The organism is Mycobacterium sp. 852002-30065_SCH5024008 (genome assembly GCF_001665645.1).
In the GTDB taxonomy this organism is placed as follows: domain Bacteria; phylum Actinomycetota; class Actinomycetes; order Mycobacteriales; family Mycobacteriaceae; genus Mycobacterium; species Mycobacterium paraffinicum.
Map to the genome: position 1 here is coordinate 103,091 of NZ_LZSZ01000056.1, position 14,800 is coordinate 117,890.

General features: G+C 68.6%; 9 protein-coding genes. 4 read left to right on the top strand and 5 right to left on the bottom strand.

Features of this window, described 5'->3' with window-relative positions:
- The first annotated feature begins 18 nt into the window (after nucleotides 1-18).
- The 4 genes from A5781_RS06090 to A5781_RS06105 all read left to right on the top strand — a co-directional run bounded on the left by A5781_RS06090 (nucleotide 19) and on the right by A5781_RS06105 (nucleotide 3,327).
- Nucleotides 19-525 carry a hypothetical protein gene (locus A5781_RS06090; protein ID WP_067202673.1) on the top strand — a complete coding sequence of 169 codons (507 nt, stop codon included), beginning with the start codon at nucleotides 19-21 and terminating at the stop codon, nucleotides 523-525.
- Between the two features lie 108 nt (nucleotides 526-633).
- Nucleotides 634-1,101: a hypothetical protein gene (locus tag A5781_RS06095; RefSeq protein WP_067202675.1), complete on the top strand. Its 468-nt coding sequence runs from the start codon at nucleotides 634-636 to the stop codon at nucleotides 1,099-1,101.
- A complete protein-coding gene (locus A5781_RS06100) occupies nucleotides 1,098-1,544 on the top strand; it encodes an FHA domain-containing protein (protein ID WP_067202679.1) in 447 nt (148 codons plus the stop codon). The genes A5781_RS06095 and A5781_RS06100 overlap by 4 nt, the downstream gene beginning before the upstream one ends.
- A gap of 10 nt (nucleotides 1,545-1,554) precedes the next feature.
- Complete coding sequence (locus A5781_RS06105) at nucleotides 1,555-3,327, top strand: acyl-CoA dehydrogenase family protein (protein WP_067202683.1); 1,773 nt, start codon at nucleotides 1,555-1,557, stop codon at nucleotides 3,325-3,327.
- Between the two features lie 38 nt (nucleotides 3,328-3,365).
- On the opposite strand, the gene A5781_RS06110 is transcribed toward A5781_RS06105, so the two are convergent.
- The 5 genes from A5781_RS06110 to A5781_RS06130 all read right to left on the bottom strand — a co-directional run bounded on the left by A5781_RS06110 (nucleotide 3,366) and on the right by A5781_RS06130 (nucleotide 14,633).
- The gene (locus tag A5781_RS06110; RefSeq protein WP_067202686.1) at nucleotides 3,366-4,937 is read right to left on the bottom strand and encodes an acyl-CoA carboxylase subunit beta; all 1,572 of its coding nucleotides are present in this window, start codon (nucleotides 4,935-4,937) and stop codon (nucleotides 3,366-3,368) included.
- Nucleotides 4,937-10,342 carry a polyketide synthase Pks13 gene (gene pks13 / locus A5781_RS06115; protein WP_067202690.1) on the bottom strand — a complete coding sequence of 1,802 codons (5,406 nt, stop codon included), beginning with the start codon at nucleotides 10,340-10,342 and terminating at the stop codon, nucleotides 4,937-4,939. The genes A5781_RS06110 and pks13 overlap by 1 nt, the downstream gene beginning before the upstream one ends.
- Nucleotides 10,343-10,355: 13 nt before the next feature.
- Complete coding sequence (gene fadD32, locus A5781_RS06120) at nucleotides 10,356-12,254, bottom strand: long-chain-fatty-acid--AMP ligase FadD32 (protein ID WP_067202694.1); 1,899 nt, start codon at nucleotides 12,252-12,254, stop codon at nucleotides 10,356-10,358.
- A 289-nt stretch (nucleotides 12,255-12,543) separates the two neighbouring features.
- Nucleotides 12,544-13,554 carry a cutinase family protein gene (locus tag A5781_RS06125; protein WP_067202698.1) on the bottom strand — a complete coding sequence of 337 codons (1,011 nt, stop codon included), beginning with the start codon at nucleotides 13,552-13,554 and terminating at the stop codon, nucleotides 12,544-12,546.
- Between the two features lie 176 nt (nucleotides 13,555-13,730).
- Entirely contained in the window at nucleotides 13,731-14,633 is a 903-nt protein-coding gene (locus tag A5781_RS06130; RefSeq protein ID WP_067202736.1) for an esterase family protein, read from the bottom strand.
- Nucleotides 14,634-14,800: the final 167 nt, after the last annotated feature.

The following is a 14,800-nucleotide window of genomic DNA, read 5'->3' on the forward strand; positions in this document are numbered from 1 at the left end:
ACAAAATAGGTGGCCCCCATGCACGCGCTGACACGACTCGGAACATGTGCGGCGGTGATCACCGTGGTGATCACCCCGGCGGCGGCGTTCGAAATCACCAAGGCGGCTGCCGAGGGCGGCACCACGGTAGCCCTGGACAACTACTACCGGCGCTGCGATTTCAGCCGCGTCGGCGTCGCCCCCAAGGTGCCCCGCCCCGGGCTGGCCACCGGTTCGGCCCTGATCCATACCTCCGGGTCAAAAGCGGTCGCCGAGGTGCACCTGTACGACGAGCCCGAGCCGGGCACCCACTTCGACGTCGGACTCATCCAGATGCCGCGGCCGTCATCGAGTCCCTGCGGGCCGGGTGATCCGGGCACCGCCTTCTCCGGCATGGACATCGACCCGGCGGGCAACGGAACAGCGAGCGTGCAAGACACCATTCGGCCCGGCACCACGGGCGTGTGGGTGATTATCGAGCGAGCCAACCCGAACTCGCAGAATCCGGCGGAGTTTTACACGTCGGAGTTCGTGGCACCGGTATAAGCCTCCGTCCCTGCGAGGGAGTGCCATAAGTCCCTATCTCGACGCCGCGGTCAAGTGCTCCGATAAAGGGGATCGCCGAATGACCGGCGCCACATGAGAGGTACGGCAATGAACGCTCCACAACAGCCGCAGACCACGACACGCTTCTTCGCCCGCGTGCTCGGTCCCTTCCTCGTCATTGTCGATGTGACGGCGGTGGCGCGCGCGTCCGACATGCAATCGCTGCTGTCGCAGTTCGAGGCGAACTCGATGTGGACCTTCGTCACCGGCGCCTTCGTCTTGTTGCTCGGCCTGACCATTGTCGCCGCTCACCAGAGCTGGCGCGGCGCCGCGGCGGCCATCGTTTCCCTGCTCGGCTGGCTGATCGTGCTGCGCGGCCTGTTGCTGCTGGCCTTCCCCAAGTTCTTCGCCTCGCTGGCCAACGACATGATCGGCGCGCAAGCCTGGTGGATAGCGGCGTGCGTCGTCTTCGCCCTCGTCGGTGTGTACCTGACCTACGTCGGCTGGGCACCGGCACCGACGCGGCCGAAGTCGCAGGCCGCCGCGGCCAGCCCGGATCTGCCGCGAGCCGCGTGAGCGACACCGGGTCTACGCCGAACCGGCCGACGCAGCGCGAAGGCTCGGAGGAACTCACCGGCGACATCGGCACCGCGATACCGGCCGAGTTCGACGCGCCGGCAACCGCCGCCGCCGCGGCGCTCGAGGACACACCGACACTGAGCCCGGGCTCCGCGCTGCTCGTCGTCACGCGCGGGCCCAATGCCGGCTCGCGGTTCACCTTGACCCAACCCGTCATGTCGGCGGGCCGACATCCGGAAAGCGACATCTACCTCGACGACATCACCGTCAGCCGTCGGCACGCCGAATTGCGTAGCGAGGGTGGCCAATTCCGCATCGTCGACGTGGGCAGCATGAACCGCACCTATCTCAACCGGGAGCCCGTCGACTCGGCGGTGCTGGCGAACGGTGACGAAATCCAGATCGGCAGGGTACGTCTGGTTTTCGTCACGGGCGCGTAGCGTCACTCCCATGAGCGACTACGCCGTAGAGGCGGTGGACAGGCTGCCCTTCTCCACCGAAGAGAAATCGCGGCGCTACCAAACCGAAAACTACCGCGGGGCCGTGGGTCTCAACTGGTATCGCACCGATCCCACCCTGCAGTTCACCATGGCCTACTACCTGCAGCCGGACGAACTGGCGGTCGTAGAGCCGCATCTGGTGCGCATGGGCGAGCTGATGGGCGGCCCGGTCGCGCGATGGGCGGAGGAGACCGACCACAACCCGCCCCGGCTGGAGCGGTACGACCGCTGGGGACACGACGTCAGCCAGGTCGTCATGCCGGCCTCCTTCACCCAGTCCAAGCGCGCGGTCCTGGATGCCCAGCAGGCCCTGCGCGACGACGCGCGCGCCGCCAAGGTGAGCTCGGGCCTGGGCCTGTTCGCGTCCAACTATCTGCTCAACCAGGCCGATATCGGGATGGGCTGCGCGCTGGGTACCGGCGGCGGCATGGTCCAGTCGCTGGTGTCCGCCTACGCGCCGGCCGACGTGCGTGAGCACGTGCTGGCCAAGTTCGCCTCGGGCGAGTGGGCGGGCGAGACGGCGCAACTGCTGACCGAACGCACCGGCGGCTCTGACCTGGGCGCGCTCGAGACGACGGCGACCCGCGCTGGGGACGCGTGGATTCTCAACGGCTTCAAGTGGTTTGCGTCCAACTGCGGTGGCGAGGCGTTCGTCGTGATGGCCAAGCCGGAGGGCGCGCCCGACTCATCGCGGGGCATCGCCAACTTCCTGGTGCTGCGCACCCGCCGCGACGGGTCGCGCAACGGGGTGCGGGTGCGCCGCCTGAAGGACAAGCTCGGCACCCGATCGGTGGCCTCCGGTGAGGTGGAATTCGTTGACGCCGAGGCGTTTCTGCTGTCCGGGGAGCCCACCGGCGAGGCGGGACCGTCGGACGGCAAGGGGCTGGGCCGCATGATGGAGCTGACCAACGCCGCGCGCCTCGGCATCGCCCTGTTCGGGCTCGGCAACGCGCGCCGCGCCCTGGTCGAGTCGCTGTGTTACGCCCGGCGGCGGCAGGCGTTCGGCGGCGGGCTCATCGACAAGCCGCTGATGCGGCGCAAGCTCGCCGAGCTGGTCGTCGACGTCGAAGCCGCGCAGGCGATGGTTTTCGACGGCACCGGCGCCACCAACCATCGCCAGCCCCGCAGCATGCGGCAGCGCATCGCCGTGCCGGTCACCAAGCTCAAGGTCTGCCGGCTCGGGATCACCGCCGCATCCGACGCGATCGAAATCCACGGCGGCAACGGCTATATCGAGACCTGGCCGGTGGCGCGGCTGCTGCGCGACGCGCAGGTGAACACCATCTGGGAGGGGCCCGACAACATCCTCTGCCTGGATGTGCGGCGCGGCATCGAGCAGACCCGGGCCCATGAGCCGTTGTTGGCGCGGCTGCGCGACGCGGTGTCGGTTTCCGATGACGACGACACCACCCGGCTGGTCGCGGGGCGCATCGAGGACCTGGACGCGGCGATCACGGCATGGTCCAAACTGGACCGCGACATTGCCGAGGCGCGGCTGTTCCCGCTAACCCAATTCATGGGCGACGTGTACGCCGCGGCGCTGCTCACCGAGCAGGCCGCCTGGGAGCGCGCCACCCGAGGCGGGGAGCGCAAGGCGCTGGTCGCCCAGCTCTACGCGCAGCGGTATCTCGCCGACCGCGGGGCGTTGCGCGGCATCGACGCCGACTGCGACGAGGCGTTGGAGCGGTTCGACGAACTGATCGACGGCGCGCTCACGGGCTAACAACCGCGCGAGCAGTCGAAAAATCGCTCGCGGTGAAACTAGACCGGGATCAGCCCGTGCTTACGCGCCGTGCGGAACCACAACTGCTTGTCCCGCAACAGCTTCAGCGACTTGCGCAGCAGCAGCCGCGTCTGGTGCGGGTCGATGACCGCGTCGATGAAGCCGCGTTCGGCGGCGGTCCACGGGATCGCCATGTTGAGGTTGTAGCCCTCGATGAAGTCCTTCTTGATCTGCTGCGCCTCGGGCGTCGTCGGGTCGGGGAAACGCTTCATCAGCAGCTGCGCGGCGCCCTCGGCGCCGATCACCGCGATGCGCGCGGTGGGCCAGGCGAAATTGAAGTCGGACGTCAGCTGCCGGGATCCCATCACGGCGTAGGCGCCACCGTATGACTTGCGCACGGTGATCGTCACCTTCGGCACGTCCGCCTCGACCACCGAGTAGAGGAACCGGCCGCCGCGCTTGATGATGCCCCTCTTCTCCTCCTCGGCGCCCGGCAGGAAGCCCGGGGTGTCCACCACGAACACCAGCGGGATGTTGAACGCGTCGCAGAACCGGATGAACCGCGCGGCCTTGTCGGAGGCCTCGTTGTCGATCGACCCGGCCAGGTACATGGGCTGGTTGGCGATGACGCCGACCGGGCGCCCGTCGACCCGCGCGTACCCGGTGATGATGGCCGGACCGTGCTGCGCGGCGACCTCGAGGAAGTCCCCGTCGTCGAAGATGCGCAGCAGGATCTCGTGCATGTCGTAGGCCGCATTGTCGGAGTCCGGCACGATCCCGTCGAGCTCCAGGTCGGTCGGCGTGACCTCCGGCTCCAGCCCGGGGTTGACGATCGGCGGATTGTCGAAGCAATTGGACGGCAGGAAGGACAGGAAGTCACGCACATACTGGAACGCTTCGGCCTCGGAATCCACCACCTGGTGGATGTTGCCGTAGCGGGCCTGCGCATCGGAGCCGCCCAGCTCGTCGAGGGTGACGTCCTCGCCGGTGACCTCCCTGATGACGTCGGGACCGGTGACGAAGAAGTAACCCTGGTCGCGCACCGAGACGAGCAGATCGTCTTGGATCGGCGAATACACCGCTCCCCCAGCGCATTTACCGAAGATGAGGGAGATCTGCGGCACCAGACCGGACAGCGCCTCGTGGCGGCGGCCCAGCTCGGCGTACCACGCCAGCGAGGTGACCGCGTCCTGAATCCGGGCGCCACCCGAGTCCTGGATGCCGACGATCGGGCATCCGACCATCGCGCACCACTCCATCAGCCGCGCGACCTTGCGGCCGAACATCTCGCCCACCGTGCCCTGAAACACCGTCTGGTCGTGGGAGAACACCCCGACCGGCCGGCCGTCGATCATGGCGTGCCCAGTGACGCAGCCGTCACCGTAGAGCGCGTTCGGGTCGTTCGGCGTCTTGGCCAGCGCCCCGACCTCGAGGAAGGTACCCGGATCGACCAGCGCGTGAATGCGGGCGCGGGCACTGGGAATGCCCTTCTTGTCGCGCTTGGCGACCGCCTTCTCACCGCCCGGCTCCTTGGCCAATTCCAGACGAACGTGCAGCTCGGCCAGTTTTTCGGCTGTCGTGTGAGCGCGAGAAGGCTCCGCACCGGTCACTACTTGCCCACCTCACTCGTCCGGCGGCGCCCCGCCTCGATGTTCTGCTCGATCTCGTTCAAGGCCTCGGTCATGTGTGCGCCCACCTTGGCGATGATCGGCTCGTCGATGGCCTGGATGTGCTCGCCACCGATCGGCACGACCTCGAGGTCGGCCACGTACTCGCCCCAGCCGCCGTCCGGCTGACGAACGGCATAGCGCGGCTCGAACATGATCGCGTCGTCATGGTAGCGATCGGCCATGTAGAGGGTGACATGCCCGTCGTACGGCTGGATCTGGGCGGTGTCGATGGCCCGGTTGTCCAGGTACGACGTGCGCTGGTGCTCGATGATCCCGGCCGGGATCTGCACACCGCTCTGGCTGACCGCCTCGAGCACGAACCGGATCTGGCCCTCGTCATCGAGCTCCTCGAGCTGCTCGTACGGGATCTCCGGGACGGTGACGTTGAACGTCTTCTCGGCGAACCGGGCGTAGCGGTCCCAGCGCTTGCGGATCTCCTCCTTGGTCTGCGGGACCTCTTCGCCCGCGCGGACCGCGTCGATCAGCCCGACCCACCGGACGTCCTTGCCGAGCCGCTTGAGCCCGATCGCGCACGCATAGGCGAGGACTCCGCCCAGCGACCAGCCGGCCAGGATGTACGGCCCGTCGCCCTGCAGCTCGATCAGCTTCGGAACGTATTGCGCCGCACGCTCTTCGATCGACCCCTCGACCCGCTCGAAGCCGTACATCGGGGTGTCGGACGGCAACCGGTTCAGGAGCGGCTCGTAGACGACCGTCGAGCCGCCGGCCGGGTGGAACACGAACACCGGCGGCTTGGTGCCGCCCTCGGGCCGCGGCCGCAGCGTGCGGACGAACCCGTCGATCACGCCGGCCTCCAGGTACTCCCGCACCTTCTCGGCCAGCGCCTCGATGTTCTCCGACGTCACCACGTCCTCGACGCTGATCGGACCCTCGGCGCGCTCGGACAGGCGCTGCGCCATCTTGGCGGCCTGCTCGTCGTCCAGCTTGGGCAGCGGAGTGAAGATGCCGCCCGGGGACTTGCCGGTGACGATCGCCCACGTGGCGAACGTGACCCGCTCGGCCGCATCGCGCGGCGGCACGTCGGAGTTGAGCGCCGCGGCGACCGCCTGCTGGTTCAGCGCTCCCCCGCCAGCGGGAGGTGCCCCCACGCCGGCCCCGGCCAGGTTCGGTTTGGGCTGCGCGGCCCCATTGACCTCGGCGCCCTTGGGCCCCGACGGGTCCGTGGGCGGGGGCGGGAGGGGAACGTCCGACCCCGGCGGCGGCGCTTGTTGGGTCTCCGGCTCCGCCTGCGGGTCGGGCGCCGGCGCCGTCACCGTGGCCGGCGTCGCGCCGCTCACCATCTCCGCCTGCATCCGGGCGATCTCCTCGGCCGACTGCGTCTGCTGGTACTCGTGCAGCTGCTCGACCTCGTCGCGGTGCTCGACCGCGTACTCGATCAGCTTCTCCACGTTGTAGAGGTTGGCGTCGCGCACCGCGGCCAACTGGATCGGCGGCAGGTCGAAGTCGTATTCGACGCGGTTCTTGATGCGCACCGCCATCAGCGAGTCCAGGCCCAGCTCGATCAGCGGCACCTCCCACGGCAGGTCCTCGGGCTCGTAACCCATGGCCGAGCCGACGATCAGGCCCAGGCGCTCGGCGATGGTCTCGCCCGAGTCCGGCGACCACTTGCCCATGCTGGCCGAGAAGTACCGGTTGGTCAGGCTGTCCGTCAGGGTCTCGGCATCCGCCTCCTCGGCGGGCGCCTCCGGCACGGCCGCTGCCCCGTTGGACCCGGCCGTGATCGCCGCTCCGGCGCCGACCGCGACCGGCAACGCGACGCCGGCTTCCCCGGCCCGGGTCACCAGGGCGTCGTAGACCAACGTGAAGGACTCCTCGATGCGGGCGTGCACCTGCACCGCGGCACCGCCGGGGTGCCGGGTCAGCGTCGTCACCAGGCGGGCGCCCTCGCCGGGAACCGCACGCTGCTCGGCGGCCGCGAGCTGCGTGTCCGGAAGCACCTCGGCCGCAGCAGTTTTCACCAAGGCGGCGAGATCCGTCGCACCGCGGGGGTGGAACTCCCAGACGTGGCGGCCGTCGGGCAGCGCGACATGGTTACCCGGCATGAGCGCCGAGCTGCCGCCGTGCGCGAAGTGCACGTCCAGCCAGTGCTCCTTGCGCTTGAACCGGGTCGGCGGGATGTTCGCGTAGTCCGCCGGCCCGCCGGCGCGGGTGAACAGCGTCCAGATGTTGAGGTCGTGGCCGTAGACGTAGAGCTGCGCCATGGTCGAGATCATCGACTCGACCTCGTCCTGCTTGCGGGCCAGCGTCGGGATCAGCTGGGCGTCGTGCAGCCCCGCCGCAGCCGTCGTCAGGCCCACCTGCATCAGCGCCACCGGGTTGGGTGCCAGCTCCACGAAGGTGGTGTGGCCACTGTCGACGGCATTGCGGACGCCGTGCGTGAAGTAGACGCTGTGGCGCAGGCCCTTCTTCCAGTAGTCGACGTCGTGGATCGGCTCGCCGCCGGGCTTGATGTAGCTGCCCTCGTGCACCGTCGAGTAGATCCCGACCGTCGGGCTCGTCGCCTTGATGCCTTGCAGCTCCGCGGCGAGCTCGCCGAGCAGCGGGTCCATCTGCTGGGTGTGGCTGGCGCCCTTGGTCTGGAACTTGCGGGCGAACTTGCCCTCGGATTCCGCGCGGGCGATGATCGCGTCCACCTGCTCGGGCGGACCGCCGATGACGGTCTGGGTGGGGGCGGCGTAGACGCACACCTCCAGGTCCGGGAAGTCGGAGAACACCGTCTTGATCTCGTCGGCGGAGTACTCCACCAGCGCCATCAGCCGGATGTATTCGCCGAACAGCATCGCCTCGCCCTCACCCATCAGGTGCGAGCGGGAGCAGATGGTCCGGGTGGCGTCGCGCAGCGACAAGCCGCCGGCGAAGTACGCCGAGGCGGCCTCGCCCAGCGACTGGCCAACCACCGCGGCGGGTTTGGCGCCGTGGTGCTTGAGCAGCTCGCCCAGCGCGATCTGGATCGCGAAGATGGTGACCTGGGTGGTCTCGATGCCGTAGTCCTGCGAGTCGTCGAGGATCAGCTCGAGCACCGAGTAGCCCAGCTCATCCTGGATCAGCGCGTCGACCTTCTCGATCCACTCGGCGAAGACCTCGTTGCGCAGGTACAGGCTCTTGCCCATCTTGCGGTGCTGCGCGCCGAACCCGGCCAGCACCCACACCGGGCCGTTCGTCACCGGTCCGTCGACGCTGAACACGCCCGGCCGCTGCTTGCCCTCGGCCACCGCGCGCAGGCCCTTGACGGCCTCCTCGTGGTCGTGCGCCAGCACCACCGCGCGGGAACGGCCGTGGTTGCGCCGCGACAGCGCCCGCCCGATCGATTCCAGCGACGACGCCTGACCCTCCGGGCTTTCCATCCAATCCGCCAGCTCGGCGGCCGCCGCCTTCTTGCGCGAGGTCAAGAACGCGGACACGACGAGCGGGATCAGGGGCTTGGTCGGCTCCGCGGCCTCCTGCGCCGCAAGCTCTTCCAGCGCGATCTCCTTGAGCCGCAACGCCTCCTCGGTGACGCCCGGCAGCTCGTACTCTTCGTCCTCGGCCGCCTCGACATCCGGGATGATGTTGCCGAAGTCGTCGAACCGCAGCGCGTGGCCCTCCATAGTGGGGGCCTCAGCGGTCTCGGCGACAGCCTGCGGTTCGGGTTCGGGTTCGGGCTCACGCTCGATGACGTCACGCGGCAAGACCTCGCGCACCACCAGGTGCGCGTTGGCCCCGCCGAAGCCGAAGCTGGACACGCCGGCCAGCGCGTAGCCGCCGTAACGCGGCCAGTCGGTCGCCTGGTCGATCACCTTCAGGTGCATCGCGTCGAAATCGATGTAGGGGCTGGGCCCGGCGAAGTTGATCGACGGCGGCAGCTTGTCGTGCTGCAGGGCCAGCACCACTTTGGCCATGCTGGCCGCGCCGGCCGCCGACTCCAGGTGGCCCACATTGGTTTTCACCGCGCCCAGCAGCGCAGGGCGGTCGGCGGGACGGCCCCGGCCGACGACGCGGCCCAGCGCCTCGGCCTCGATCGGGTCGCCGAGCACGGTCCCGGTGCCGTGCGCCTCGATGTAGTCGACGTTGCGCGGGTCGATGCCGGCGTCCTTGTAGGCCCGGCGCAGCACGTCGGCCTGCGCGTCCTGATTGGGCGCGATCAGGCCGTTGGACCGGCCGTCGTGGTTGACCGCGCTGCCCGCGATCACGGCGAGGATCTGGTCACCGTCGCGGCGGGCGTCGTCGACCCGCTTGAGCACCAGCATCCCGCCACCCTCGGAGCGGGTGTAACCGTCGGCGTCCGAGGAGAACGACTTGATCCGGCCGTCGGGGGACAAGACCTGGCCGATCTCGTCGAAACCGAGCGTCACCACGGGCGTGATCAGCGCGTTGACGCCACCGGCGACCGCGACGTCGGCCTCGCCGTTGCGCAGGCCCTGCACTGCCTGGTGGATGGCCACCAGCGAGCTCGAGCACGCGGTGTCGACGGCGACCGACGGGCCGCGGAAGTCATAGAAATAGGAGACCCGGTTGGCGATGATCGACGTCGCGGTGCCGGTGATGGCGTAGGGGTGCGCGACGGTCGGGTCGGATACCGCCAGGAAGCTGTAGTCGTTGTTGGAGACGCCGACGTAAACGCCGACGGACCGTCCGCGCAGGCTCGATGCCGGGATGTGCGCCTGCTCGAGCGCCTCCCAGGTCAGCTCCAGCGCCATCCGCTGCTGCGGGTCGATGTTGTCGGCTTCGGTCTTGGCCACCGCGAAGAACTCGGAGTCGAAACCCTTGATGTCCTTCAGGTAGCCGCCGCGGGTGCGGGCCTTCGCCATCCGCTCGGCCAGCCGCGGCTCCTCCAGGAACTCCTCCCAGCGGCCCTCCGGCAGGTCGGTGATGGCGTCGCGGCCCTCCATCAGCGCTTGCCACGTCTCGTCGGGGGTGTTCATGTCGCCGGGCAACCGGGTCGACAGGCCCACGATCGCGATGTCGACACGTTCGGCCGGGCCGTTGCGCGTCCAGTCCGAAACGTCGTCGCCCGATGTGTCGATCTCGGGCTCGCCCTCGATGATCCGGGTGGCGAGCGACTCGATGGTCGGATGCTGGAACGCCACCGCGACCGACAGGGTGACACCGGTCATGTCCTCGATGTCGGCGGCCATCGCCACGGCGTCACGCGACGACAGGCCCAGCTCGACCATCGGCACCGACTCGTCGATGTCGTCCGGTGACTTCCCGACGGCCCTGCCCACCCAGTTGCGCAGCCATTCGCGCAACTCGGGGACCGTCATGTCGGTCTTCCGGGCGGGAACTACCCCCTCGGGGGACGGGTTGGTGTTCTCGGCGTTCTCGGAATGATCAGTCTCAGCCATGGTTTTCGTGAATTCAGTCTGATGTGTTGGCGAAGGCGGTCGGCGAACCGACGCCGCTGCGCAGGCTGCCGTCGAGGTAGGCGGCACGGCACGCGCGGCGCCCGATCTTGCCGCTGGAGGTGCGCGGGATCGTCCCGGCCTGCACCAGCAGCAAGTCGCGGACGGTCACGCCGTGGCGCACGGCGATCGCGGCCCGGATGTCGTCGGCGATCGGCTGGTACTCCAGCTTGTGGCTGCCGGCGGCCCGCTCGGCGACGATCACCAGCTGCTCGGAGGAGTCCTCCGCGTCGTGCTTGAGGCCGGTGTGCGGGTTGTCGAACACCACCTGTGGCAGCTCGTTGGCCGGGACCGAGAACGCGGCCACGTAGCCGGTGCGCAGGGCCCGGCTGGCTTCCTGCGCCGAGTACTCGAGGTCCTGCGGGTAGTGGTTGCGGCCGTCGATGATGACCAGGTCCTTGATGCGGCCCGCGATATAGAGGTGCCCGTTGTGGTAGGTGCCGTAGTCGCCGGTGCGAACCCACAGCCCGTCGTCCTCGGCTCCCTCGGCGTGCGACTTGCTGATGCGCGATTTGAGGATGTTGCGGAAGGTCTCCTGGGTCTCCGCCTCCTTGCCCCAGTAGCCGAGGCCCAGGTTCTTGCCGTGCAGCCAGATCTCGCCGATCTGCCCGTCGGGCAGCTCGCTGGCCGTGTCGGGGTCGACGATGACGGCCCACTCGTCGACGCCGATGACGCCCGCGGAAACCTGAGCGACGGCCTTCGGAGCGTCCGCAGCCACCTCGACGAAGCGTTGCTTGTTGAGCTCGTCGCGGTCCACGTAGATGACCGTCGGCGCCTCATCCATCGGCGTGGTGGAGACGAACAGCGTCGCCTCGGCCAGGCCGTAGGAAGGCTTGATCGCGGTCTCCCGCAGGCCGTACGGCGCGAAAGCCTCGTAGAACTTGCGCATCGATGCCGGCGACACCGGCTCGCTGCCGTTGAGGATCCCCTTGACGTTGCTCAGGTCAAGTGGCGGCTCGCCTTCCTTGGGCACGCCGCGGATAGCGGCGTGCTCGAACGCGAAGTTGGGCGCGACGGTGAAAAGCTCGGAGCCCGGCTCGTCGTCGGGTTTACGCGCCATCTCGCGGATCCACCGGCCGGGGCGGCGCACGAACGCGGCCGGCGTCATGAAGGTGAAGTTGTGGCCCAGCACGGGTGACAGCAGCGCCGTGATCAGGCCCATGTCGTGGAAGAACGGCAGCCATGACAGGCCGCGGTCACCCTCCTTGCCTTCCAGCCCGTTGAGCACCTGCAGCACGTTGGTGGGCAGATTCAGGTGGCTGATCTCCACGCCGGTCGGGGTGCGGGTCGAACCGGAGGTGTACTGCAGGTAGGCGATGGTGTTCTCGTCGGCGACCGGCTCCACCCAGGTGGAGGCCACCTCGGTCGGTACCGCGTCGACGGCGATCACCCGGGGCCGCTCCTTGGCCGACCGGGCTCGAATGAACTTGCGGACCCCTTCGGCGGCCTCGGTGGTGGTCAGGATCGTCGAGGGGGTGCAGTCGTCGAGGACCGCGTGCAGGCGGCCGACGTGGCCCGGCTCGCCCGGGTCGAACAGCGGCACCGCGATCCGGCCGGCGTAGAGCGCGCCGAAGAAGGCGATCAGGTAGTCCAGGCTCTGCGGGCACAGGATGGCGATGCGGTCACCGGGCTGGGTGACCTGCTGCAGCCTGGCCCCGACCGCGCGGTTGCGGGCGCTGAAGTCGCGCCAGATGATGTCGCGGTACACACCGTCCCGTTCGGTGGAGTAGTCGATGAACCGGTAGGCCAGCTTGTCGCCACGAACCCTCGCCCATTTCTCAACGTGCTTGACCAGGTTGGTGTTGTCCGGGAACCTGATCTTTCCATTCACGATGAACGGGTTGTGGTACACCATTCCGGTCTCCTGTCACACCTGTTTTAGGTCGGCGTACGCCGACGTTTTGTCCTCTGGCCGGCGAACGCCGGCGGTTTCCATCTCTACGCGGACCAGCCCTCGCGCGGCGCCACGGGCGCCGGCCTCCTGCTCATCACAGGCCGGCGTCTACCAGGACCGGGTCCGCAACAAAGTCTTCTAGCTCTTAAATTCCTCTTAATGTTAAGGGGCGGCCCGCAGCACACCAAATCACAAGGTACCGCTGATCTGCACCGGCAACGGGCTCCTGGCTGCTGTGTCCCGCGGCCGGTCATCCATGTTTGGGGTGCGGCGCATTATTGATCAGTCCTTGAACCCAATTCAAGGTCCAATCCGTCGCCGCCTGCCCGTCGGCGTTCCAGAACTGCGCCGTCGCGTACAGGGCGTGGATGGGCTGCCCGCCATTCCCCGCCAGGGTGCTGAGCGTGTTGGGCAGGTTGGCCACGCTGAACGCCTCCTCCGGCGCGGCGCAGATGAGGTCGCCCGGCGCGCAGATCTCGTTGGTCTTGTCGTTGAGCGCGCCGAAACCACCGGGCCGGCCCCCGGTCATGGTCAACCCCAGCCCGGACAGCACCGGCACCTCGTGCAACGTGACCTCGGCGCCCTGACCCGGCGGGTTGGGCCCGACATCGTTGCCCACCCCGGGCTGGCGGCGACCGTCAGCGATCAAAGTCACACCGAGCACCAGGTCGTCGTCGACGGGTCCGCGACCGTTGCCGATGTCGCTGGCGATGTCACCGGCAATCACCGCGCCCTGGGAGAAACCCATCAGCACGTAACTGGTGAGCGGGCACTTGGCGTTCATGTCCGTCATCGCCTGGACCGTCGCGCGCGTGCCCTCGGCGCGGCTTTCGTTGTACGACATCTGGGTGTCACCGCTGAGCGGGTTGTGGAACTGCGCGGTGTAGGGGGTGGTGTACTCCTGCACCCGGGACGCGGGGAACTGCTGGCTGATCGTCGTGGTCACCTTGTGCAGCAACGCGTTGGGGAATTGCATCGGGTTGATCGGATCGTCCTGCGGGGCGGACTCCCAGGTGCCGGGGACGTTGACCAACTGGACGTCGGGGCACGACGCGTCCTGCGAGGCGGGCCGGGGCTTGTGCGGGTGGGTGGTCGTCGACGGCGAGGGCAGGACGCCGGGTGGCACCGCGCTGGGCGGCGACTCGCGGTTGCGCAGCAGGACCACCACGGCCACGATCACCAACAACACCACGACCGCCATCGCACACGCGGCGGCCCAGGCGAGCATTCGGTGGCGCTTACGCCGGGCGTTGGTAGCCATGTTCTCCTGCTAGCCGAGTGGGTGGATCGCGACGCGGTCCTCCCGACCCCTGCCGCACACCACTACACGGTACCGGCTCCCCCGACTGGATCCGCCGGGCAGCGACCCGCAGCGCCCGGCTTCGCCGCGCTTGCGATCGCCGCTGGATCCGCCGGGCAGCGACCCGCAGCGCCCCGCTACCGAATGGCGCCGACGATGTCGCCCGACATGGCCCCCAGTTGCCCCGACCACGAGCCCCAGCCGTTGTCGCCGCCGCCCGGGAAGTCGAAGTGACCGTTGTGCCCGCCGTTGCTGCGGTACTGCTGATAGAACTCCCGGGAGCTGCCCATCGCCGCGCCCGCCTGGCCGATCATGGCCGCGTCATCGCCGCCCATATTCGTCGGGCTGTAGACCCAGACGCGAGTGTTGTTCTGCGCCAGCAACGAGGCGTGCACGTAGGGGTCGTGCCACTTCCACCGGCCCAGCTGCGGGGCGCCCCACATCCCGTTGCCGTCAACACCGCCGAATTGCTGCAGGCCGGCCAGGATCGCGCCGTTGTAGTTGGTGCTCGACGGGTACAGGAATCCGGACAGCGAACCGGCGAAGCCGAAGCGGTCGGGGTGGAAGGCGGCCAGCGCCATCGCGCCGTAGCCACCCTGCGAAGCGCCGACGGCGGCGTGGCCACCGGGCGCCAGGCCCTTGTTGGCGGACAGCCAGTTGGGCAGCTCGCTGGACAGGAAGGTGTCCCACTGCTTGCTGCCGTCCTGCTCCCAGTTGGTGTACATGCTCCAAGCACCGCCGGCGGGCGCCACCACCGAGATGCCCTTGCCGCCCAGCGTGTTCATCGCGTTGCCCGCGGTGACCCAGTTGCTGACGTCCGGAGCCGCATTGAAGGCGTCCAGCAGATAGACCGCGTGCGGGCCGCCGCCCAGGAAGGCCACCGGGATGTCGCGGCCCATCGCCGCCGACGGCACCATCAGGCTCTCGTAACCGGCCGCCCGCGCTCGGCCGGCCGGACCGCCCGTCACCGTCACACCGATCAAGCCGACCGCCAGCGCGGCCACGGAGAACACCCGAAGAAGCGCTGACGTACCCCACACGACCCTCATGTCCACCCTCCATCGTCTAGTCGCTGTCTGCACATTAGCCAGCGCCGTAGTTCCCCCGCCCACGGGGTAGTGAATCAAATCACACACCAAAACGACCAGCGGCGGAAACCCCTCGGGGCTGTCTCTTATACACATCTGACGCTGCCGACGATCGCATA

What these genes read in the sequence shown, in the direction of transcription:
- fadD32 (WP_067202694.1), bottom strand. Translation starts at nt 12,254, where the DNA reads ATGGTGTACCACAACCCGTTCATCGTGAATGGAAAGATCAGGTTCCCG.
- pks13 (WP_067202690.1), bottom strand. Translation starts at nt 10,342, where the DNA reads ATGGCTGAGACTGATCATTCCGAGAACGCCGAGAACACCAACCCGTCC.
- A5781_RS06095 (WP_067202675.1), top strand. Translation starts at nt 634, where the DNA reads ATGAACGCTCCACAACAGCCGCAGACCACGACACGCTTCTTCGCCCGC.
- A5781_RS06125 (WP_067202698.1), bottom strand. Translation starts at nt 13,554, where the DNA reads ATGGCTACCAACGCCCGGCGTAAGCGCCACCGAATGCTCGCCTGGGCC.
- A5781_RS06090 (WP_067202673.1), top strand. Translation starts at nt 19, where the DNA reads ATGCACGCGCTGACACGACTCGGAACATGTGCGGCGGTGATCACCGTG.
- A5781_RS06105 (WP_067202683.1), top strand. Translation starts at nt 1,555, where the DNA reads ATGAGCGACTACGCCGTAGAGGCGGTGGACAGGCTGCCCTTCTCCACC.